The organism is Marinobacter sp. P4B1, assembly GCF_001447135.1.
In the GTDB taxonomy this organism is placed as follows: domain Bacteria; phylum Pseudomonadota; class Gammaproteobacteria; order Pseudomonadales; family Oleiphilaceae; genus Marinobacter; species Marinobacter vinifirmus.
This window is the reverse complement of sequence record NZ_LLXM01000015.1, coordinates 1,201,217-1,222,587: the sequence shown is the minus strand read 5'-3', so window position 1 is coordinate 1,222,587 and position 21,371 is coordinate 1,201,217. Positions and strand designations below refer to the sequence as shown.

Here is a 21,371-nt window from a genome sequence, read left to right as displayed (position 1 = left end):
TCAATCTCCCCGATGTATCAAGCGTTCTGCGCGTTACGAATGAGGTGCCTGGCAATGACCAGCTGCTGGATCTGGGAAGTTCCCTCATACAGCCTGAACAGACGAACATCGCGGTAGAAGCGCTCGACACAGTACTCACCAATGTAACCTGCACCGCCATGAACCTGCACCGCGCGGTCTGCAACGCGTCCGACCATTTCCGTACAGAACAGCTTGCAGCAAGAGGCATTCATCGACACCGGCTCACCCGCATCATAGGATCTTGCGGCTTCTTCCACCATGCATTTGCCGGCATAGTATTCCATCTGGCTGTCTGCGAGCATCGCCTGAACCAGCTGGAAATTGGCAATCTCGGTTCCAAACTGTTTGCGCTGGCTGGAATAATTAACGCTTTCCTCAATCAAACGTTTTGCGGTGCCGACGCTCAACGCGCTGATGTGCAGACGGCCCCGGTCCAGCACCTTCATGGCTGTCTTGAAACCCTGGCCTTCTTTACCACCGATCAGCGCAGTCGCAGGCACACGCACGTTGTCAAAAATCACATCGCAGGTGTGAGAACCTTTCTGCCCCATTTTCTTGTCGGGCTTACCGAGAGTAATGCCCGGCAGGTCGGCATCAACCAGAAAGGCTGAAACGCCACGACCACCTTCCTCTTTGGTTCCGGTACGCGCCATGACCGTAAAGACTCCCGCACGGGGCGCATTGGTAATGTAGCGCTTGGTGCCGTTGATCACGTATTCGTCACCGTCGCGGCGCGCCATGGTGGAAACGGAGCCCGCATCGGAACCGGCATCCGGCTCGGTCAGGGCAAACGAGCCGATCAGTTCGCCGCGGGCCATCTTCGGCAGGTAGTGGGCTTTCTGTTCCGGAGTTCCGTCAATAATGATGCCTTGCGAACCGATTCCCACGTTGGTACCAAACATGGAGCGGAAAACCGGCGAGGTGTAACCCATTTCCTGAACCACCGCGACCTCTTCAGACATGGTCAGCCCGAGGCCACCGAATTCCTCGGGGATAGACAGGCCGAACAGCCCCATATCTTTCATTTCGTCGATAACTTCTTCCGGAATCCGGTCCTCCTCTGCAACCTGCATTTCCAGGGGAACCAAGCGCTCACGGACATACCGCCTGACGCTATCCACAAACTGATTCAAAGTATCTTTATCAAGTGCCATGCCGGCCTCCACTGAATTTCAGGTAGCGGAACGCCAGCCTCGAACAACTTTGTTCGATAATCGGTCATGGCGTTCGATTTTCGATTCGCGAGGACAAATGTCACACATTCTTTGCCCGCAATCAAGCCGAATGTCGACCACCTGGCTGTAGACCGGGCACCAGTACACAGCGAACAAACCAGCCCATAGTCTGAATTGACACGCCGACAAGCAGCGGCCTACACTAGAATTTACTGCAGAATTATATTTTGCACAGCGAAACAATAAACATAAAACAGGATGACTTTATGAACAAAACAAAAACCAAGATCGTATCCGCACTTCTTGCATGCAGTGCAACCACTGCCTGGGCTGCAGGAAATGTTGATCTGCCACAAACCATCGGGATGACCGCCTATGGCACCAGTTCGGCCGGCTATAGCCAGATGGTTTCTATCGGCAACCTGCTACGTAATGAGTACGGCGTATCCCTGCGGATCCTGCCCGGCGAGAACGACGTTTCCCGGATGACACCACTCAGAACCGGGCGCGTACCGGTTTGTTCCTGTGGCATTGCCGCTTATTACGCCGCCGAAGGCGTACTGATGTTCTCCGAGGACAACTGGGGGCCGCAGCCGGTTCGGGTTATTACCACCTCCATTGCCAGTTTTGGCCTGAGCATTGCTGTAGCCGGCGATATCGGCGTAGAAACCCCCTATGACCTCAAGGGCAAACGCATTTCCTACATTCGTGGTGACGATGCCCTGAACCTCGGCACCGAAGCCATGCTGGCCTTTGGCGACCTCACCTGGGATGACGTGGAGCGGGTAGACTTCCCAGGATACGGCAGGGCCTTTGAAGGCATTGTTGCCAATCAAAGCGATACCGCATTTACCGTTTCTGTCGCCGGCGGCCCACAACAGCTTTCCGCCAGTCCGCGCGGTATATCCTGGCTGGAGCTTGATCCTGAAGACACCGAGGGCTGGGAGCGACTGCGCTCCGTGGCTCCCTATTTCCAACCGCACCGGGTTACTTCCGGCGCCGGCATCAGCAAGGATGAGCCGTGGATTGGTTCCAGCTACCCCTACCCCATCATTATCGCCAACGCCGATGCCGATAAAAAACTGGTGGACGGGCTGATTCGTGTCTTCACCGAGGATTACGACAAGTACAAGGACTCCGCACCGGGCAATGCAGGCTATGCCTTGGAGAACCAGAATCTCAACTGGGTCATCCCGCTGCATGATGTGGTCGTCGACTACTACAAGGAAATCGGCCACTGGACGGAAGATATGCAACAGCACCAGGACATGCTGGTACAGCGCCAGAATATCCTCCTGGACACCTGGGAGAGCTACACCAAGGCCAACCCGCCTGCCGACAAGGAAGCCTTCAAAAAGGGCTGGATGACGGCGCGGGCAGAAGCACTTCAAGCGGCTGGCATGAATCCGGTATTCCGGTAAAACCTGCTGTCCTGGTTGAAACCTGATTCCGGTGTAAAGACAAGGGGTCTGTTACACCGGAGTTCTTTCAGGAGTCTTACTGCATGTCTGAAACACACAACACTGAACCATCGAAAGAAACCGTCAGCGGCATCCGGCAGCTTTCCGGCGGATGGCCATGGGTCCCCAGGGTTGCAACCCTTGTCCTGACTCTGCTGACGATTGACTACCTGTTCAATTTGCAGCTGATCAATATTGTTACCAAAGTAGAAAGCCAGTTTTTCTATGTGGTGGTGGCACTTATGCTACCGCTGGTTTTTCTGCTTTGGCCAATGTCACGCCACGCTTCCCGGAACAAGGTTCCCTGGTACGACATCATCCTGTTCCTTGCCGCCTCCATTATCTGCGGGTTCTTTGTCTACAACGCGGAAACTATTCTGGATTACGGCTGGGAATACGCGGCTCCCCAATACGCCGTAGTGTTCAGTTTCCTGTTCTGGGTTACCGTCATCGAAGCCATTCGCCGGGCCGGCGGCCTGCCGATTGCCATGATTGTCGGTGTCGCCAGCCTGTACCCGATATTTGCAGACAAGCTGCCGGGCCCCATCCAGGGCTTTCCATCTGCCCCCGACCAGACCGCTATCTACATGGCCATGAGTCGAGAAGGCATCATGGGCGTGCCCTTGCAAGCCTTTGCCAACATCGTGATCGGCTTCCTTCTGTTTGGCGTCGCCCTGCAGAAAACCGGCGGCGGTCGTTTCTTTATCAACCTGGCCTTCGCATTGCTGGGCCATGTTCGGGGCGGACCGGCAAAGGTTGCGGTTTTCTCCAGCGGCCTCATGGGATCCATGAGCGGCAGCGTAATCACTAATGTGATGACAACCGGAGTGATGTCAATTCCAGCAATGCGCCGCGTCGGCTTCAGCCGTTCCTACGCAGCCGGCGTAGAAGCCTGTGCTTCTACGGGCGGTGTTCTGATGCCACCGGTTATGGGTGCCACCGCGTTCATCATGGCCGCGTTCCTGAATATTCCCTACGGCACCATTGCACTGGCGGCAGTCGTGCCCTCCGTACTGTATTTCCTCGGCCTGTTTATCCAGATTGATGCCTATGCTGCCCGCAACAAGCTTCAGGGCCTGCCCGCCAGTGAATTACCATCGCTCAAGCAAACATTAAAGGAAGGCTGGTACTTCATCTTCGTGTTTGCCCTGCTGATCTGGATGCTGTTCTTCCTGCGACGAGAGGCCACGGCACCATTCTTTGCAACGGTTCTCTTGCTGGTGATCAACCAGGTACTGCCCTATCAGCGCTGGAAGTGGCAAGACGTGAAGGACTTCTTCGCAGAGTCAGGGAAGCTGTTTGCAGAGCTGATCGCGATCCTCACCGGTGTTGGCTTGCTGGTAGGTGCACTGTCGGTTACCGGGCTGTCAGGCACTATTGCCAATGACCTTATCTACCTTGCCGGTGGCAACACCCTGGTACTGCTGTTGATGGGAGCACTGACCAGCTTTGTGCTCGGCATCGGCATGACAGTTACAGCTGCCTATATTTTCCTGGCGGTTGCGCTGGCACCGGCCCTGATAAACGGCGGCGGCATGGATCCCCTGGCCGTTCACCTGTTCATCCTTTACTGGGGCATGCTCAGTTTCATCACCCCACCGGTTGCCCTGGGCGCCTTTGCCGCTGCAACGGTTGCCGGCTCCAACGCAATGAAAACCGGTGTGGAAGCCATGCGGCTGGGCAGCGTGATCTACTTTATCCCGTTCCTGTTTGTGCTTAATCCGGCGCTGATCTTTCAGGGCACCTGGAGCGAGATTCTCCTGGTGATTGTACAAGCACTGATCGGGGTAACGTTGATAGCATCGGCCATGCAAGGCTGGCTGATCGGGGTAGGCTCTCTGGCAGCAAGCAAGCTGTTGCAATGGCCAATCCGGCTGGGACTCATTGCCGGTGGCATGATCCTTGCCATCCCCGGTGGCGGACCGGTTCCGCTGACCAATCTGGAATTGTCTCTTATTAGTGCTGCGTTGATCATTCCTGCGGTCATCGCCGCCGCACTGACGCACCAGAGATACGAAAGAAGGGAAAAGGCCCTGGCCTGAAACCATGTGCCCGGAGGGTGATGCACCCTCCGGGCTATTCATTTACAAAAAGCCGGCAAGTCTCTGGCGCACAATCCCTTCGGCCTCGGCCATGATTCTGCTGACCAGCTCATCGCATGAAGGGATATCATTAATCAACCCAACAACCATGCCACAACTCCAGGCGGCTTCATCCATCTTGCCTTCCTGCAGTACCAGCTTACCCTTTGCGCCTGTGACCAGGTGGCGGATATCGTCAATGGTTTCCTGGTCACCCTTTTCACTCTCAATCCGGATGATTTCCCGCACGGCTGCGTTATCCATCACCCGCTCGGTGTTCTTCAGGTTACGCATGATCAGCCGGGTCTGTAGTTCATTGGCGTCCACAATTGCCTGTTTCACGTTCTCATGAACCGGCGCTTCTTTGGTGGCCAGAAAACGGGTGCCCATATTCATGCCTTCGGCACCCAATGCCATAGCCGCTACCAGGCTCCGGCCATCGGCCATCCCGCCAGATGCAATGAAAGGTATCTTCAGCTCTTCAGCCGCACGAGGCAGCAGGATGAAGTTTGGCACATCATCCTCACCGGGATGGCCGCCGCATTCAAAGCCGTCCACACTGACGGCATCACAACCGATTCGCTCGGCCTTCAAAGCGTGGCGAACAGATGTGCACTTGTGGATAACCTTGATACCCGCAGCCTTCAACTGCTCCATGTACTGCTCGGGGCTGCGGCCGGCGGTTTCAACCGCCTTGACACCACTGCGGATGATAACGTCAATGTACTCGGGGTAAGGCGGCGCATTGAAGGAAGGCAGGAAGGTCAGGTTTACGCCGAAGGGTTTATCCGTCATCTGCTGGCAGCGGGCGATTTCACTGGCGAGATGTTCAGGCGTAGGCTGGGTCAGGGCGGTAATCATGCCCAGACCACCGGCATTGGATACCGCCGATGCCAGTTCGGCAAAGCCTACGTTGTGCATGCCACCCTGTACGATCGGGTGTTCGATTCCAAATAATTCCGTAATTCGTGTTTTCACGGCATCACTCTTTTGTTGTTGATAAATGTTTCCGGTCTCTGAAACGCGAAGGAGCCGCTGCTGCGGCTCCTTCGTTGTCTTGCGATTACAGCTGCAGCGAACGCACTTCCAGAAACTCCTCAAGCCCCCACTTGCCGAACTCTCGCCCGATACCGGAATGGCCAAAACCACCAAAGGGAGCCAGCGGGTTGAAGCCGCCACCGTTCACCGTCACCTGTCCGGTCCGGAGTTTTGCGGCAAAAGCCTTTGCCTTTTCCTGATCCGCCGACCAGACCGCTCCAGACAGCCCGTAGGCAGTGCCATTGGCGATACGCAAGGCTTCTGCCTCATCGTTGTAGGGAATCACGCACAGCACCGGGCCGAAAATCTCTTCCTGGGCGATTGTGCTGTTCGGGTCTACATTGCCAAACACGGTTGCCTGTACAAAGTAACCCTTGTCCAGGCCTTCCGGCGCGTCCGGGCCGCCGGCTACCAGGGTGGCGCCTTCCGCAACACCGAGCCGGATGTAATCCACTACCCGGTCCCGCTGCTGCGCGGAGGCCAAGGGGCCCAAACGGGTGGCTTCGTCCAGCGGGTTGCCCGGGGTCATTCTGGCCGCGGCTGCAGCCGCCAGCTTGCACGCCTCGTCATGGCGATCGGCGGGCACCAGCAGCCGGGTCAGGGCGGTGCAGGTTTGTCCGGAGTTGAGCAGGCAGTTGCTCACTGTGCCTTTTACTGCGGCTTCCAGGTCCGCATCCGATAAAACAACCGATGCCGATTTGCCGCCCATTTCCAGCGCAATCCTCTTGAAGTCATCCGCAGCGGCATGGGCAATCGTGTGGCCGGTACGAGTGGATCCGGTAAAAGACACCATGCGTACATCCGGATGCCGGATCAGGGTTTCACCAACGGTTTGCCCGGCCCCGCATACCATGTTGAACACTCCCGCCGGCAGGTCGGTTTCATCCAGAATGTCTGCGAGGATAAAAGCTGCCTGCGGCGCAATCTCAGAGGGCTTCAGCACGACGGTGCAGCCGGCAGCAATCGCCGGTACTACCTTCAGAATGATCTGATGCAGCGGGTAGTTCCAGGGCGTAATACAGCCCACCACTCCGACCGGCGCATATTGCACTTCCGAGTTACCAGACTGCTCAACGAACGGAAACTCCGGCAACATATCGGTATAGGTCTTGGTTACAGTAGCCGGCAGACCAGCCTGGATTGCCGTGGCAAGCTTCAGTGGCATGCCCACTTCCCGGCTGACCGCTTCCGCAATTTCCGGTGCCCTTTGCTTGAGTCCAGCATGCAGCTGGCCAAGCACGTTCACCCTTTGCTCTACAGAACTTTCAGACCAGACCTCAAATGCTGCATGCGCAGCGGCAATTGCCAGTTCCATCTGTCCCGGATCGGACATGGGCACCCGGGCAATCACGTCGCCGGTGGCCGCTTCATGCACATCCGCCATGTCGCCGCTCCAGTCGACCCAGCTACCATTAATGTAGTTCTTGTTCAGAATCTTCATGTTTTTCCCTCAGTCGAAGACAATCACGCCACGCGCGTTCTTGCCCGAGATCATATCGTCAAAGGCCTGAACAGCTTCATCTATGGAGTAAGTCTGGGTGATCAGCTCATCGAGTTTAAGCTTACCCGCACGGTACAAACCTAGAAGCCGCGGGAAATCGTGTTGCGGCCGGGCTGAACCCAGCCAGCTGCCCTTCAGGGTGCGCTCGTCGGCCGGCAGGGTGAGCGTAGTAATCGAGGTTTTGTCTTTCGGGTCAGCAACGCCCACCACGACGGCGGTACCACCGCGCCCGAGAGACTTATAGGCTTGCTCAACCACGGCACCGGCACCAACACACTCAAAGGCGTAATCCACGCCGCCGGTCAGTTTTCTGATGGCCTTGGCGGCATCGTCCACTTCATTGAGGTCAATCGTGTGGGTGGCACCGAATTCCCGCGCCATGGCGAGCTTTTTCGGGTTGTTGTCCACCGCCACAATCATTTCGGCACCGGCGGTTGCGCAGCCCTGAACGGCGTTCAGGCCAACACCGCCAATACCGAACACCGCAGCCCTGGAACCCGGCTCCAGCCCGGCAGTATTAAATACAGCACCCACACCGGTCATCACGGCACAGCCCACCAATGCGGCGTTCTGTAGTGGCACATCCTCTGCAACCTTCACGCAGTTATCCACATGCAGGGTTGCATACTCCGCCATCACGCCACAGGCGCCGAACACATTCAAGGGCTCGCCCTGACTGTCGCGGGTTCGAACGGTTCCATCGGGCAGTGTAAACATCGCCTTGCGGGCGCTTTCACACAGAACCGGATGGCCACGCACACACTGGCGGCACTTGCCGCACATTGAGATAAACGAACTAACAACGTGGTCGCCTTCACTGAAGCCTTCCACACCCTCGCCAACTTCAACCACCACACCGGCCGCCTCGTGGCCCAGTACCAATGGCGGTGGATACTGAATCTTTCCAGTGGTGGCTGAAAGGTCGCTGTGGCATACGCCGCAGGCGGCAACCTTGATGGTTATCTCGCCCCGTTTTGGTCCGTCCACCGTAATCTGTTCGACCTGTACCGGCTTGCCCCACTCCCGGCAGACCACCGCCTTTGCTTGTCTGTCCATTACCCTGACTCCTGTTGTTTTTGTGTTGATTCAGAGTTGGCGAGGCCGGTCAGAATGCCTCGTCAAACATATCCAGTGCCGTTGAGTCCACCGATTGCAGCAACTCAGCCGTTGCTACCACGCCCGGCAATTCATACCGGCAAAAATAATCACAGGCGCGTAACTTGCCCTGATAGAAGGACTCAGGCTGATCACCGGCCCCACTGACTCCAGCAAGGGCTTTCAGGGCCTGTCGCAGCCAGAGCCAGCCGACAATTACCTGCCCGAAGGCATCCAGGTACAGAGTGGCATTGGCCAGTGCTTTTTCCTTATCACCAGAGGCCTTTACTTCATTAATCACCCGGGTAGCTTCAACCATTGCGGCCAGGGACCGTTCAAGCAACCCGGCATTAGAAGCCAGCCGTTCCTGCTTGCAGGCCTCGGCAATAGTAACTTCGATCCTGCGCACCAGTTCGCGGTAGTAACGGCCATCGGCCATGGAAACCTTGCGACCAAGCAGGTCGATGCCCTGAATACCATGGGTGCCCTCGTGGATCGGGTTAAGCCGGTTATCCCGGTAGAACTGTTCTACCGGATATTCCCGGGTGTAGCCGTAGCCACCATGCACCTGAATTGCCAGGCTGTTAGCTTCGAGACAATAACGGGAAGGCCAGGACTTGATCACCGGCGTGAGCAAGTCGAGCAGCCCGGCAGCAAGCTCACGCTGCTCGCCAGTTTCCGCAAACTTCTTCTCGTCCACCAATACTGCACCCTGCAGACAGAGCGCCAGCCCACCTTCCACATAGGCCTTCTGGGCCAGCAGCATGCGCCGGATATCAGCATGGCGGATCAGAGGCACCTGGGGGCTTTCCGGATCCTTCTCTCCAACCGGACGCCCTTGCTGCCGCTCGCGGGCATACTCAAGCGCATGAAGATAGCCGGTGTAACCCAGCATCACCGAGCCCAGGCCAACACCAATCCGGGCTTCGTTCATCATATGGAACATGGCAGCCAGGCCCTGGTGGGGCGAGCCAACCAGATACCCGACCGCCCCCGCTGCCTCACCAAAGTTCAACATGGTAGACGTCGTGCCACGGTATCCCATTTTGTGAATCAGGCCAGCCAGGGCGACATCGTTGCGCCCACCCAAAGAGCCATCTTCGTTAACCAGGACCTTCGGCACCAGAAACAGGGAAATTCCTTTCACGCCGGCCGGGGCCCCGGGTAAACGCGCGAGTACCATATGAATGATGTTCTCGCTCAGCTCGTGATCACCACCCGAGATGTAGATCTTGTTACCAAATAACCTATAACTGCCATCCGCCTGTGGCTCCGCGCGAGTGCGCAGATCTCCCAGAGAGGAACCTGCATGGGGCTCGGTCAGGCACATGGTGCCGAAAAAACGCCCCGCCAGCATCGGCTCGGCGTAGCGGCTTTTCTGCTCGTCGGAGCCATGGGCGAGAATCAGGTTAGCTGCCGCAATAGTCAGCCCGGCGTAGCCCTGAGTCCCTACGTTGGCTCCTTTGAGCATCCCCACACACATCTGGGCAACCGCACTGGGCAACTGCATGCCACCGCGCTCGTAGTCCTGGCTGGCCGCCATCAGACCAGTACTTTTCAGTACGTCCAGCGCCTTGTGAACTTCCGGGCGCATGTGCACACGGCCATTCTCGAAGGTCGGCTCTTCTTCATCCACCAAGCGAGCATGGGGTGCGAACTCCTCTGCGGCAACTTTCAGCGCCAGGTCCAGCGCCGCCTGCAGCGTTTCACGACTATGGTCCTGATAGCGCTCAAATCTGAGCACCTTCTCTACTTCATGAAGTTCATAAAGCTGGAAAGCCAGGTCCCGGGTACTGACGATTTTCTGCTGCATGACGGCGCTCTCCGTTTATACCACTTCGAACAGGCCGGCTGCGCCCTGACCGCCGCCAATGCACATGGTGACCACCACATATTTGGCACCCCGGCGCTTGCCCTCAATCAGGGCATGGCCGGTAAGGCGGGAACCACTCACACCATAGGGGTGACCCACAGAAATAGAGCCGCCATTCACGTTCAGCTTTTCCATCGGAATACCCAGACGGTCGCGGCAGTAGACCACCTGGGATGCAAAGGCTTCGTTCAGCTCCCACAGGTCAATGTCGTCCATGGTCAGGCCGTTGCGGGCAAGCAGGCGTGGAACAGCAAACACCGGGCCGATACCCATCTCGTCGGGCTCGCAGCCCGCAACAGCAAAGCCACGGAAAATGCCCATAGGCTCAATGTTGTGCTTTTCGGCATAGGTGCTGTCCATGACCGTACAGACGGAGGCGCCATCAGAAAGCTGGCTGGCGTTGCCCGCGGTAACAAACTGGCCCGGGCCACGTACCGCGTCCAGTGAGGCCAGCCCTTCCAGTGTGGTATTCGGGCGGTTGCACTCGTCCCGGTCCAGGGTTACCTGTTTTTCGCTCACTTCACCGGTTTCTTTGTCTTTAACCAGCATGGTGGCGTCGAACGGCACGATCTCGTCGTCAAACTTTCCGGACTGCTGGGCCGCGGCGGTGCGCTGCTGGGAAATCAGTGCGTACTCATCCTGGGCTTCACGGCTTACGTTGTAACGCTGGGCGACAATATCGGCCGTTTCGATCATCGACAGGTACAGTTCCGGCTTGTTCTTCATCAGCCATTCGTTAGTAGCACGGAAGCCATTAAGTTTGTCGTTCTGAACCAGGGAGATGGACTCTACGCCACCAGCCACGATGGCAGGCACCTTCTCCGACATCACTCGCTGCGCAGCAATAGCAATAGATTGCAGGCCGGAGCTGCAGAACCGGTTAATTGACAGCCCGGCCGTAGTAACCGGGAGCCCGGCGCGAATAGCCGCCAGGCGTGCCATGTTCTTGCCCTGACAACCTTCGTGGAAGGTTGCGCCCAAAATGACATCTTCAACAATGGCAGGATCAATTCCGGCACGCTCAACGGCGTGCTGGATAACGTGCCCGGCCAGATCAACACTGTGCGTGTTGTTCAGGGCACCACGATAGGACTTGCCAAGGCCGGTACGCGCGCTCGAAACGATGACAGCATCAGACATAAGATGAACTCCTTATAATTATAGATCGCTGAACTTGCGGCCTTCCGCCACCAGCTTCTCGAGCAACGGCGCAGGCTTCCACTGCTCGCCACCCACTGTGTTGTTGTAGTTCTTCACTGCCGCCAGAATATTGTCCAGCCCAACCTGATCTGCCCAGAACATGGGGCCGCCACGATACGCGGGGAAACCATATCCGTAGATCCAGACCACGTCGATGTCCAGTGACCGGTCGGCAATGCCTTCATCCAGGATCTTCGCACCTTCGTTGACCATTACATACATGCAACGCTCAAGGATTTCCTGGTCGGTAACCTCCCGGGCTACGATCCCCTGTTCCGCGCGGAAGCTTTCAATCAGCTGTTCCACTTCCGGGTCGACAACCGGCGCGCGGCTACCTTCCTCATATTTGTATACGCCAGCCTGGGTTTTCTGTCCCAGACGACCCTGCTCAACCAGCTTGTCCATCCAACTGGCCGGCACATCTTCACCGGCGTTACGACGCTCTTCACGAATACGATAACCGACATCAATGCCGGCCAGGTCAGACATCGCAAACTGCCCCATCGGGAAGCCCAGATCTGTCAGCACCTTGTCCACCTGCTGCGGCGAGGCGCCTTCGTTAACCAACGCCATGGCCTCGGCACCGCGCTTGTGCAGCATCCGGTTGCCCACAAATCCGTGACAGTTGCCAACCATCACGCCGACTTTCTTGATCTGCTTCGCTACTGCCATGACAGTGGCTTTGACTTCGTCGGACGTCTTGCTGCCGCGAACATTCTCCAGCAGCTTCATAACGTTGGCCGGGCTGAAGAAGTGCATGCCCACAACGTCTTCGGGGCGTTTGGTAGCCGAGGCAATTTCGTCAATGTCGAGGGTGGAGGTGTTAGACGCGAGAATGGCGCCCGGCTTGCACACTTCATCCAGCTTGGCGAAGATCTCTTTCTTGACGGCCATGTTCTCAAAGACGGCTTCAATCACCAGATCCACATCACGGAAATCGTCATAGCTCAGGCTGGTTTTGATCAGCCCCATGCGTTCTTCCACCTGCTCTGCAGTGAGCTTGCCTTTCTTGGCGGAGTTTTCGTAGTTGCGGCGAATTACGGCAAGGCCTCGATCAAGCGCGTCCTGTTTGACCTCAACGATGGTGGCAGGAATGCCCACATTGGCGAAGTTCATGGCAATACCACCACCCATGGTGCCGGCACCGATAATACCCACACTCTTCACCTCACGTACCGGAGTATCCTTGGCCAGGCCTTTGACCTTGGAAACCTCGCGCTCGGCAAAGAACGAATGAATCAGGCCAGCACGCTGCGGCGATTCCATGCATTCCTTGAACAGTTCACGTTCACGCTTCAGGCCCTCGGCAAACGGCAAGGTGAAAGCTGCTTCTACGGCGTCGACACACTTGAAAGGAGAGAACAGGCCACGGGCTTTTTTGGCCAGACCAGCACGGAACTGGTCAAAGACATCGCTGCCCTTGTCAGCTTCAACCTTGTCGGCAATATCACGCACCCTGCGCACCGGAGCACCTTCAGCTGCCAGTTTCCGCGCATAGGCCAGCCCAACCTGGCGAATATCGTCACCGCCTTCAACAGCATCAACAATGCCCAGAGCCAGCGCGTCTCTGGCGCCTACGAAGTTGCCAGACGTAATCATTTCCAGTGCCTTCTGGGCACCCACAAGGCGAGGCAGGCGCTGGGTACCGCCAGCACCGGGCAACAGACCAAGCTTTACTTCAGGCAAGCCCACCTTGGCAGACGCCAGGGCAACCCTGTAATGACAACCCAGGGCCGTTTCCAGGCCACCGCCCAGTGCGGTGCCATGAATAGCGGCAACAATGGGCTTGTCGCTTGATTCATAGGCATTGATCACATCGGGGAGGCCCGGCTCCTGCAAAGGTTTGCCAAATTCGCGGATGTCCGCGCCAGCAATGAACGTACGGCCTTCACATACCAGCAGGAGGATATCTGCTTCTGCATCCTTCTGGCCCTGCTCCAGGGCGGAAACCAGACCGGCACGCACCGCGTGGCTCAACGCATTAACCGGCGGGTAGTTTACGGAAATGACACCGACATTCCCTTCACGGGTATAAGCAACAACCTCAGACATAATCTCCCCTCGCCTTATGATGAAATATGGTTTTATCTAGCGAAATCAATTAACGATTTAATACAAGTTTACCCCTCATTTCAACCACCGTTTTGGTTCAGGCATAAAAAAACCGCAGACTTTCGTCTGCGGTTTTTTTATGCCTTTCTGTCTGATCCGGCCGGCTACCGGCAGCCTGGCCTAGACACCGAGCGATTCAATATCCCGGGCTAACATAGCCAGCTGGTGAGCATAGGAGTCGCGCAACTTGTCGCCAGGCACCAGGTACGACGGCGCCGCACAGGTCAGAACCATCGTAGTGCCATCCTGCAGGTGGATAGGTACACCGGCGGAGTTAATGTTCCGATCCCAGTCTCCCAGCGACAGGCAGAAACCGTGCTCCCGGTAATCTTCCATGGCCTGGTCCAGGCCTTCTTTAATTACCGGCCATTTTTCACCGTACTTCTTCGCCATGGCATCGTCGATCAGCTTGCGGGCCGGGTCGCTGATCGCGCAGTAATAGGCGCGCCCTGCAGAGGTTGTCGACATAGGCAGCTTCAGGCCAATATCCATCCGCAGGAGGGTTGCTTCAGGCGGCAGCCGGTTTTCTACATAAATCATGTGCAAGCGGTCGCGACAAGTCAGACCAACCGACATGTTGGTTTGCCGGGCGAACTCGTCCATGTAGGGCTTGGCCAGCTGACGCACCTTCAGGTTTGATACATAGGCGTAACCCAGAGCCAGCACGCCGGAACTAAGCTGATACTTTTCCAGCTGCTGGTTGTAGCCCAGATAACCCAGCTTGGTCAGCGTATAGGTCATGCGCGAAACGGTGGGCTTGGGAAGGCCGGTAATTCTGGCAATGTCCTGGTTGCCGAGTATGACAGACCCCTGACTGAACGCGCGCAGAACATCCAGCCCCCGGGACAATGCCTCCACAAACTTGCGATCCTTACCCGGCTGAACCGGCTCACCATCACCGGATGCCACTTGCAACTCCGGTGAGTTGTCCTGCTGTTTTTTTGCCATAACTTGCCTATTTCCTGAACTGCGTTGCCTGTCACGGATAGCCTGAAGAACCGTGGGCGTGAAAATTGGACACATTCTAGTCTATGAGAAACTCAAGAACCACAATCTGCCATCAAATTTCATGCCAGATTCGAAACACTGGCATTACCCGATGCCACGAAATAACCATGACGGAAACCCGGGCAACCTTTACCATAGTAGAGCGATACTTTATTCTGCAATGCGGAACAAAGTCATATGCACGACAACAAACACTACTCAGGAGCATGTATGAAGGTACTTTTTGTAGCGGGCGATCCCAAACCAGAGCGCTGGACCGTACCTATCAAACAACTGCTACCAGAAGCAGACATTTATGTCTGGGATCCGGACGGCCCGGCGATAAATGCAGACTACGCCATCGTATGGCAGCCACCGGCACAACTGTTCGAGCGTGAGACCCACCTGAAGGCCGTTTTCAACCTGGGCGCCGGTATCGACGGATTGCTGAAAGTGCCCAACCTGCCGGCAGACCTTACCGTGGTAAGACTGGAAGATGCCGGCATGTCAGTACAGATGGCCGAGCATGTACTGCACCAGATACTGGAAGTCAGCCGGCAGATGGAGCTGTACCGGGAGCAGCAACGCCAGCGCCTGTGGAAGATACACCGCCCCATCAGCCGGAAAGAGTGGCCCATCGGCATTATGGGGCTAGGGCACATCGGCAAGCGTGTGGCCAGCACACTGGCAAGCCTGGACTATACGGTAAACGGCTGGGCCAGGAGTGAGCACACGGTAGAAGGCGTGCGCACCTTCGCAGGCAACGGGCAACTCAGAGAGTTTCTGGGGGCAACGCGAGTGTTGGTTAACACCCTGCCACTGACCAGCGAAACCGAAAACATCCTCAACTACGACCTGTTCAGCCAGCTCCAGCCGGGTGCGGTGCTGATCAACGTCGGCCGGGGGGAGCACCTCGTGGAAGAAGACCTGCTCAGAGCCCTGAATGAGGAGAAACTGCAGCGGGCCTCCCTGGATGTGTTCCGCAAGGAACCTTTGCCGGCTGGCCACCCGTTCTGGGAGCGAACCGACATCACAATCACGCCGCACATTTCGGCGCGAACTCTTCGGGATGCCACCCTGGAGCAGATCACCGGGAAAATCCGGGACCACGCCAGCGGGCGAGCCATCACAGGAATAGTCGACATAACCCGCGGCTACTAACCCGCAAGCCGATTCTGCCGGTCAGCCCGGGGCCGGCAGAATCACCGCAAACACCGCCAGCAATAACAGCAACAGCGGCACCACCAGCAAGACAAAAACACCGTTCCACTGAAAGGCCACTACGTTGCGGGAAACCTGACCAAACCGTGACAGCAACATCACCGACGGCCCGAACGGCGACACCATCATTGCCAGTGAGAAACCAATAACCAGGCCAATTGCCACCAGCATCGGGTCAGCGCCGCTAGCTACCAGTTGCGCAAGCATGCCGGACTGAACGCTGAGCACGGTAATCGGAATCACGCCCGCCATGGAAAACAATGGCATGATTAACAAGCCAGCAGCTGCAATCAGGTAACTGCCCCACCCGCTCACCACAAGCCCGTCAAACAGATCTGCAGGCACCACAGTGGCAATCGACACCCCCAGCATGGCCGACCCGGCAAAGATCGCCATCTCGTTGGACATTACTGCCAACTGGCCCACCCCCTCTGCCACCGTGGCCCCCGGAGAGCGCTCCTGCCACAACATATAGGCCAGGGTAACCGCCGGAACCGCCAGCATAGCCGCCACCGAAACTTTCACTCCCGCCAGCGCCACCAGCAACCCCATACAGGCAAACACCACCAGGACCAGTACGACTAACTTACCGGTTCCGGCGGGCCAGCCGTCCAGGGCAACCCGCTCACTGCTGATTTCCCTGAACCGCTGCCTTTCCAGCACCCAGCCAACCACAATCATCAGTAACGCTGCGACAAAACCAAAAGGCAAAAGCGAAGACCAGCTCAGCTGCGGCAGCTCCCGGGTCAGAATGGCGACCGCCACACTGGTTGGCGCCACCAACGGCACCAGCGCAAATCCCCGCAAGGCGCTGATCAGCACACTCCTGAGCCACTGCAGCCGCGCCGCGCCCTCAATGCCCCGCTCTTTGAGACTGTCCGCCAGGGTGCCGCATAAAAGGCTCATCATCCCGAAGCTGAGTACCGAGGCAATACCGCAGCTCACCGCCGCATACTTTGGGTATAAAAGGGATACCCGGCCCCCGAGCAGCACATCGTGGATACGCCTGAGGACTTCAAAGCGGCGCACCAGGCACTGCATCATCCCCAGGCTGCCCAAAAACGCCGAATAGAACGCTGCATCCGACAACGCATCAAAGGCACCATCCATTCCGAGACGGCCGGTCACAAACAAACCAGCACTAAACGTGAGGGAAAGCAGGAACAACGTCCTTGCATAGACCTGAAGGCGCATCGCGCCCAGAACAAACACCAGGATGAATACCAGCCCGGCAGAGGCGCTAAGGGCTTTGCTCTGCAGACAAATCGCGACAAGCTCCATGACCACGGCACAAGCCAGCAGCCAGCGAAGAGTTCCATTCATAAACCAGTCAGCCACCAATGATGAACAATTCTTGCAATTGAGATAGACCCAGATTAGTCTTTTCCAATATCATTTACAAAACTATATTCCGCAGTTCGGAATTACCTAACCATAATCGATACGGCAATTCTTATGAACGCATACATCTATGATGGCTTGAGAACACCATTTGGGCGGCATGCAGGCGCCCTGGCCAAGGTTCGCCCCGACGACCTGCTGGCCGAGGTCATTCGCGCACTCATTGAGCGCAACGCCTTTGCTCCGGATAATTATGAAGACGTGATTGCCGGCTGCACCAACCAGGCCGGTGAAGATGCCCGCAACCTGGCGCGGCACGCCGGACTGCTGGCAGGCTTGCCGGTTGAAACCGGTGGCCAGACCGTTAACAGGCTGTGCGGCTCAGGCCTTGCCGCCATCATCGATGCTGCCCGCGCTATCCGTTGTGGCGAGGGTGAGCTGTTTGTAGCCGGTGGTGCCGAGAGCATGAGCCGCGCGCCGTTTGTGCTGGCCAAGTCCGAATCACCTTACAGTCGTGAATTCCGGGCCTTTGACAGCACCATTGGCGCGCGCTTCCCGAACCCACTGATCGAACGTCAGTTCGGTTCTGACACCATGCCTGAAACCGCAGACAACATTGCGCGCGAACTTAACCTGTGCCGACTGGAAGTGGATCGCTTTGCCGCGCAAAGTCAGGCCCGTTACGAGGCGGCCCGCCAGGAAGGCTTCTTCAAGGACGAGATCCTGCCCATTTCGGTGCCTCAGGGGCGCAAGCAACCGCCACTGACCGTGCAGGACGACGAGCATCCAAGGCCTACATCCAACCTCGAGGCGCTTTCCAATCTTCGCTCGCTGGCTGAAGATGGCGTGGTTACTGCCGGCAACGCCTCCGGCGTGAACGATGGCGCTGCCGCCCTGATTATCGGCTCCGAAGAAGCCGGCAAGCGGGCTGGCATCCAGCCCCGCGCACGTATCGTATCGGCTGCCATCGCCGGCGTTGCGCCCAATGTAATGGGCTACGGCCCGGTTCCGGCAAGCCAGAAAGCCCTGGCCCGGGCAGGCCTGACACTAAAAGACATGGATGTAATCGAGATCAACGAGGCGTTCGCCGCCCAGGTTCTCGGTTGCACCACCAAACTGGGAATCGATCCTTCCGATTCCAGACTCAACCCGAACGGCGGTGCCATCGCCGTGGGGCACCCTCTTGGCGCTTCCGGCGCCCGGATTGCCCTGACGGCGGTACGCCAACTCGAACGTACCGGTGGCCGTTACGCTCTGATCAGCATGTGCATTGGTGTAGGCCAGGGCATTGCTGCTGTAATTGAACGGGTTTCCAACTAACTTTTCAGGAGAACAACAATGGCTTCCGCACCTTGGGACGACCTGCTGAACTTTGAATCACAACTGGACGAAACCGAGCGTCAGGTACGCGACAGCATTCGCAGCTTCTGCGATAACCGTCTGATGCCCGGCATCGTCGAGGCAAACCGCCACGAAAAATTCGACCGCAGCATCTTCACCGAAATGGGTGAACTGGGCATGCTGGGTGCCACCCTGCCGGAAGAGTACGGCGGCCCCGGCCTGAACCACGTGTGCTACGGCCTGATCGCACGGGAAGTTGAGCGGGTCGACTCCGCCTACCGCTCCGCCCTGAGCGTACAGTCTTCACTGGTGATGTACCCGATCTTCTCTTACGGCAAAGAAGAGCTGAAAAAGCGCATTCTGCCGAAACTGGCCTCTGGCGAGTTTGTTGGCTGTTTCGGCCTGACCGAACCCAACCATGGGTCTGACCCCGGCGGCATGGAAACCCGCGCCAAGAAAGTTGACGGCGGCTACTTGCTGAGCGGCTCCAAGACCTGGATCACAAACTCCCCGATTGCCGACGTTTGCGTGGTCTGGGCCAAGCTGGACGGCGTGGTAAACGGCTTTGTGATCGAGCGCGAAGGCGCCACGGGCCTGGAAACCCCGAAGATTGAGGGCAAGTTCTCGCTGCGCGCCTCCGACACCGGTTCTATCTTTATGGACGAAGTCTTCGTTCCTGAAGAAAACCGCCTGGAAGTTGAAGGCCTGAAAGGCCCGCTGAGCTGCCTGACCAAGGCTCGCTACGGTATCAGCTGGGGCGCCCTGGGTGCCGCAGAGTTCTGCTGGCATGCAGCCCGCAACTACACCCTGGAGCGTAAGCAGTTTGGCAAGCCCCTGGCCGCCAACCAGCTGATCCAGAAGAAGCTGGTAGACATGCAGACTGAAATCACCCTTGGACTGCAGTCTGTGCTGCAGCTGGGCCGCATGATGGATGCTGGCATTGCCACCCCGGATTCCGTTTCCCTTCTGAAGCGTAACAACTGTGGCAAAGCCCTGGACATCGCCCGCGTGGCCCGCGATATGCACGGCGGCAACGGTATCGCTGATGAATACCACGTTATCCGCCACGTTATGAACCTGGAAGCAGTTAACACCTACGAAGGCACCCACGACGTCCACGCCCTGATTCTGGGCCGTGGCCAGACCGGCATTCAGGCCTTCAGCTGATCCTTTCAGGAACAGTGTAAGCAAAGAACCCCTCCGCGGAGGGGTTTTTTAATGCCTGACATCCGGCAACGAGTTTCAGGCAGGCCCAAAAAAGCCCCGGTGTGCAGGGCACCCGGGGCAAGCGATGAAATACCTGATATTCGTTTTAACTCAACGGAAATCGCTGATCAGAATGACAGCTTGGCGGAAGCCATTACCTGCTCATACTGCTGGCTGCCGCTGCCTGCAATCTCGCCAAAGTCCCAGTAGGCATACTCAAGGCCCAGCGTCAGGTTTTTGTGGGCGGACCACAGCAAGTTGGCGTGGACAGAGGTGGAGGAGTCGAAGTAGCTGAGAGTCCCTGCAGGAGAGAAGTCCAGATCGTCCACAATCTCGGTATGGGAAACCGTCAGGTTACTTCTCCAGGTTGAATTCCAGAAGTGACGGTAGGCCGCAGTGACCCCGTAGGTATTCAGCGGCTCAACCTTTCCGGCCGCCTGCTCAGCCCGATCCACATCCGGGTAGGTGAACAGCCCCATGTAACGGCCAAGCGCTCCATAGCTGTATTGCAGACGCAAGTCATCACGCCCAAACGTAGGAATACGGGCACTCAGAGATACAGCACCGGCTGCCTTGGTGTCCTCCGCAGCATCATCTTCCAGATGGCGCAACAGGGCCGCAACAGAGTAGATACCGTAGTTGCCGCGAGTCTGATAGCGCGCTACGAGATCCGGATAGGACTGATCGCCATAGGATTCAGAGCCAAAACCATCTTCCGGGTTTTCCAGCGCCACCATTAACTTACCACCCGGAGCGGACATGTTATAGCGGAGCATCGGCTGTCGGGTATAGATAAAGGCAGCCTGTTTACCTTGGTCCAGAATCTCTGGCAATGCAGCCAGATCGGTAAAGGTTGTGAAGGTCTGGCCAAAATCCCAACCATTCCAGGAGCCATACGCCTGCCGCATGCGCGGATTATAGCTGTTTGAGACAACTTCATTGCCGGGAGCATCAGCCGCGGTGTTGAAATCCATTTCGATGTACGTGGTCAAATCATGGCCGGCAACATCCTCGGTCTTGGTACCAATGCTGATACGAGATTCACGAGCAGAGAAGCCTGTTTTCCAGTCGCTTTCACCTTCATTGGCCGCCTTGGCAAGCGTCCGGGGCAAACCAATGGAGTAACCGTTGCTGATTCCATTACCGTTGGATCCGAAAATCACATCGGCCTTGATGAACCCGCCAAATGAAATCGTGGTGTCACCAATCTTGATGCCTTTGCCATCACGCAACAGATAACGGCTATCGTCCCGCGTTTCAGGGGCAGTCGACACAGCACCTTCCAGCTTTCCTTCCAGAACCTGGATGCGCTCACGCAGCTCTTCCAGTTCTGTGTTGCTCTGCGCCTGGGCAGTTACCGAGCCAAGCATCAGCAGAGGTGCACCAGCCAGGGCTACGGCACGGACCAGCGGATGGGTGGCAAAACGGGTTGTTGTTGTCATCTTGAAAAACCTCGCATCGGAGTTGGTTAGCGTCTTTATTGTTAAATCTACGGGACTGGCACATACCTTCCCGCAATAATTCCGCACAGCGGAACTATTGGTTATTTGCATTTCATTATGCAGCATCATCTTCCACGCATCCGAATATAGATGAAGAATTTTAGATCAACAAGTCCATTTATCTTTTTGCACGTCTACAACGGCGCATTTTTTTGACAGTTGATTCCGTTAGCATTGACATCCACCGTTTGGTTGATGGATCATGGATCAATTCTGC

At 56.9% G+C, this 21,371-nt stretch carries 15 protein-coding genes; 5 read left to right on the top strand and 10 right to left on the bottom strand.

The window, feature by feature from the left end; genetic code table 11:
* Positions 1 to 17 precede the first annotated feature (17 nt).
* The gene (locus AQ621_RS17135) at positions 18 to 1,175 is read right to left on the bottom strand and encodes an acyl-CoA dehydrogenase family protein (RefSeq protein WP_058342397.1); all 1,158 of its coding nucleotides are present in this window, start codon (positions 1,173 to 1,175) and stop codon (positions 18 to 20) included.
* Positions 1,176 to 1,462: 287 nt separating this feature from the next.
* Here AQ621_RS17135 and AQ621_RS17130 point away from each other — a divergent pair, with 287 nt between their 5' ends.
* Positions 1,463 to 2,617, top strand: a complete 1,155-nt coding sequence (locus AQ621_RS17130) for a TAXI family TRAP transporter solute-binding subunit (RefSeq protein ID WP_058342396.1) — start codon at positions 1,463 to 1,465, stop codon at positions 2,615 to 2,617.
* An 83-nt stretch (positions 2,618 to 2,700) separates the two neighbouring features.
* Complete coding sequence (locus AQ621_RS17125; protein ID WP_058342395.1) at positions 2,701 to 4,698, top strand: TRAP transporter permease; 1,998 nt, start codon at positions 2,701 to 2,703, stop codon at positions 4,696 to 4,698.
* 42 nt (positions 4,699 to 4,740) lie between these two features.
* Here the strand turns inward: AQ621_RS17125 and AQ621_RS17120 are convergent, their stop codons facing one another.
* The 7 genes from AQ621_RS17120 to AQ621_RS17090 all read right to left on the bottom strand — a co-directional run bounded on the left by AQ621_RS17120 (position 4,741) and on the right by AQ621_RS17090 (position 14,504).
* Positions 4,741 to 5,715: an NAD(P)H-dependent flavin oxidoreductase gene (locus tag AQ621_RS17120; protein WP_058342394.1), complete on the bottom strand. Its 975-nt coding sequence runs from the start codon at positions 5,713 to 5,715 to the stop codon at positions 4,741 to 4,743.
* A gap of 85 nt (positions 5,716 to 5,800) precedes the next feature.
* Positions 5,801 to 7,216: an aldehyde dehydrogenase family protein gene (locus AQ621_RS17115; RefSeq protein ID WP_058342393.1), complete on the bottom strand. Its 1,416-nt coding sequence runs from the start codon at positions 7,214 to 7,216 to the stop codon at positions 5,801 to 5,803.
* A 9-nt stretch (positions 7,217 to 7,225) separates the two neighbouring features.
* Positions 7,226 to 8,332 (bottom strand): zinc-binding dehydrogenase, encoded by a 1,107-nt coding sequence (locus tag AQ621_RS17110; RefSeq protein ID WP_058342392.1) that lies wholly within the window; start codon positions 8,330 to 8,332, stop codon positions 7,226 to 7,228.
* Between the two features lie 49 nt (positions 8,333 to 8,381).
* Positions 8,382 to 10,184: an acyl-CoA dehydrogenase gene (locus AQ621_RS17105; RefSeq protein WP_058342391.1), complete on the bottom strand. Its 1,803-nt coding sequence runs from the start codon at positions 10,182 to 10,184 to the stop codon at positions 8,382 to 8,384.
* A 15-nt stretch (positions 10,185 to 10,199) separates the two neighbouring features.
* Positions 10,200 to 11,384 (bottom strand): acetyl-CoA C-acyltransferase, encoded by a 1,185-nt coding sequence (locus AQ621_RS17100; RefSeq protein WP_058342390.1) that lies wholly within the window; start codon positions 11,382 to 11,384, stop codon positions 10,200 to 10,202.
* 18 nt (positions 11,385 to 11,402) lie between these two features.
* Positions 11,403 to 13,496 (bottom strand): 3-hydroxyacyl-CoA dehydrogenase NAD-binding domain-containing protein, encoded by a 2,094-nt coding sequence (locus AQ621_RS17095; RefSeq protein WP_058342389.1) that lies wholly within the window; start codon positions 13,494 to 13,496, stop codon positions 11,403 to 11,405.
* Between the two features lie 180 nt (positions 13,497 to 13,676).
* A complete protein-coding gene (locus AQ621_RS17090; protein WP_058091207.1) occupies positions 13,677 to 14,504 on the bottom strand; it encodes an IclR family transcriptional regulator in 828 nt (275 codons plus the stop codon).
* A 270-nt stretch (positions 14,505 to 14,774) separates the two neighbouring features.
* On the opposite strand from AQ621_RS17090, the gene AQ621_RS17085 reads away from it, so the two are divergent.
* Positions 14,775 to 15,704, top strand: a complete 930-nt coding sequence (locus tag AQ621_RS17085) for a 2-hydroxyacid dehydrogenase (RefSeq protein WP_058342388.1) — start codon at positions 14,775 to 14,777, stop codon at positions 15,702 to 15,704.
* A gap of 21 nt (positions 15,705 to 15,725) precedes the next feature.
* Here the strand turns inward: AQ621_RS17085 and AQ621_RS17930 are convergent, their stop codons facing one another.
* Positions 15,726 to 17,087 carry a hypothetical protein gene (locus tag AQ621_RS17930; protein WP_058342491.1) on the bottom strand — a complete coding sequence of 454 codons (1,362 nt, stop codon included), beginning with the start codon at positions 17,085 to 17,087 and terminating at the stop codon, positions 15,726 to 15,728.
* Positions 17,088 to 17,219: 132 nt separating this feature from the next.
* Here AQ621_RS17930 and AQ621_RS17075 point away from each other — a divergent pair, with 132 nt between their 5' ends.
* Together AQ621_RS17075 and AQ621_RS17070 are read left to right on the top strand one after the other, a co-directional pair.
* Entirely contained in the window at positions 17,220 to 18,425 is a 1,206-nt protein-coding gene (locus AQ621_RS17075; protein WP_023008966.1) for a 3-oxoadipyl-CoA thiolase, read from the top strand.
* Between the two features lie 18 nt (positions 18,426 to 18,443).
* The gene (locus AQ621_RS17070; RefSeq protein ID WP_058342387.1) at positions 18,444 to 19,613 is read left to right on the top strand and encodes an acyl-CoA dehydrogenase; all 1,170 of its coding nucleotides are present in this window, start codon (positions 18,444 to 18,446) and stop codon (positions 19,611 to 19,613) included.
* A gap of 167 nt (positions 19,614 to 19,780) precedes the next feature.
* On the opposite strand, the gene AQ621_RS17065 is transcribed toward AQ621_RS17070, so the two are convergent.
* Entirely contained in the window at positions 19,781 to 21,223 is a 1,443-nt protein-coding gene (locus tag AQ621_RS17065) for a DcaP family trimeric outer membrane transporter (protein WP_227508380.1), read from the bottom strand.
* Positions 21,224 to 21,371 lie beyond the last annotated feature (148 nt).

What these genes read in the sequence shown, in the direction of transcription:
- AQ621_RS17125 (WP_058342395.1), top strand. Translation starts at nt 2,701, where the DNA reads ATGTCTGAAACACACAACACTGAACCATCGAAAGAAACCGTCAGCGGC.
- AQ621_RS17100 (WP_058342390.1), bottom strand. Translation starts at nt 11,384, where the DNA reads ATGTCTGATGCTGTCATCGTTTCGAGCGCGCGTACCGGCCTTGGCAAG.
- AQ621_RS17070 (WP_058342387.1), top strand. Translation starts at nt 18,444, where the DNA reads ATGGCTTCCGCACCTTGGGACGACCTGCTGAACTTTGAATCACAACTG.
- AQ621_RS17130 (WP_058342396.1), top strand. Translation starts at nt 1,463, where the DNA reads ATGAACAAAACAAAAACCAAGATCGTATCCGCACTTCTTGCATGCAGT.
- AQ621_RS17075 (WP_023008966.1), top strand. Translation starts at nt 17,220, where the DNA reads ATGAACGCATACATCTATGATGGCTTGAGAACACCATTTGGGCGGCAT.
- AQ621_RS17085 (WP_058342388.1), top strand. Translation starts at nt 14,775, where the DNA reads ATGAAGGTACTTTTTGTAGCGGGCGATCCCAAACCAGAGCGCTGGACC.
- AQ621_RS17105 (WP_058342391.1), bottom strand. Translation starts at nt 10,184, where the DNA reads ATGCAGCAGAAAATCGTCAGTACCCGGGACCTGGCTTTCCAGCTTTAT.
- AQ621_RS17135 (WP_058342397.1), bottom strand. Translation starts at nt 1,175, where the DNA reads ATGGCACTTGATAAAGATACTTTGAATCAGTTTGTGGATAGCGTCAGG.
- AQ621_RS17110 (WP_058342392.1), bottom strand. Translation starts at nt 8,332, where the DNA reads ATGGACAGACAAGCAAAGGCGGTGGTCTGCCGGGAGTGGGGCAAGCCG.
- AQ621_RS17930 (WP_058342491.1), bottom strand. Translation starts at nt 17,087, where the DNA reads ATGAATGGAACTCTTCGCTGGCTGCTGGCTTGTGCCGTGGTCATGGAG.
- AQ621_RS17095 (WP_058342389.1), bottom strand. Translation starts at nt 13,496, where the DNA reads ATGTCTGAGGTTGTTGCTTATACCCGTGAAGGGAATGTCGGTGTCATT.
- AQ621_RS17090 (WP_058091207.1), bottom strand. Translation starts at nt 14,504, where the DNA reads ATGGCAAAAAAACAGCAGGACAACTCACCGGAGTTGCAAGTGGCATCC.
- AQ621_RS17115 (WP_058342393.1), bottom strand. Translation starts at nt 7,216, where the DNA reads ATGAAGATTCTGAACAAGAACTACATTAATGGTAGCTGGGTCGACTGG.
- AQ621_RS17065 (WP_227508380.1), bottom strand. Translation starts at nt 21,223, where the DNA reads ATGATGCTGCATAATGAAATGCAAATAACCAATAGTTCCGCTGTGCGG.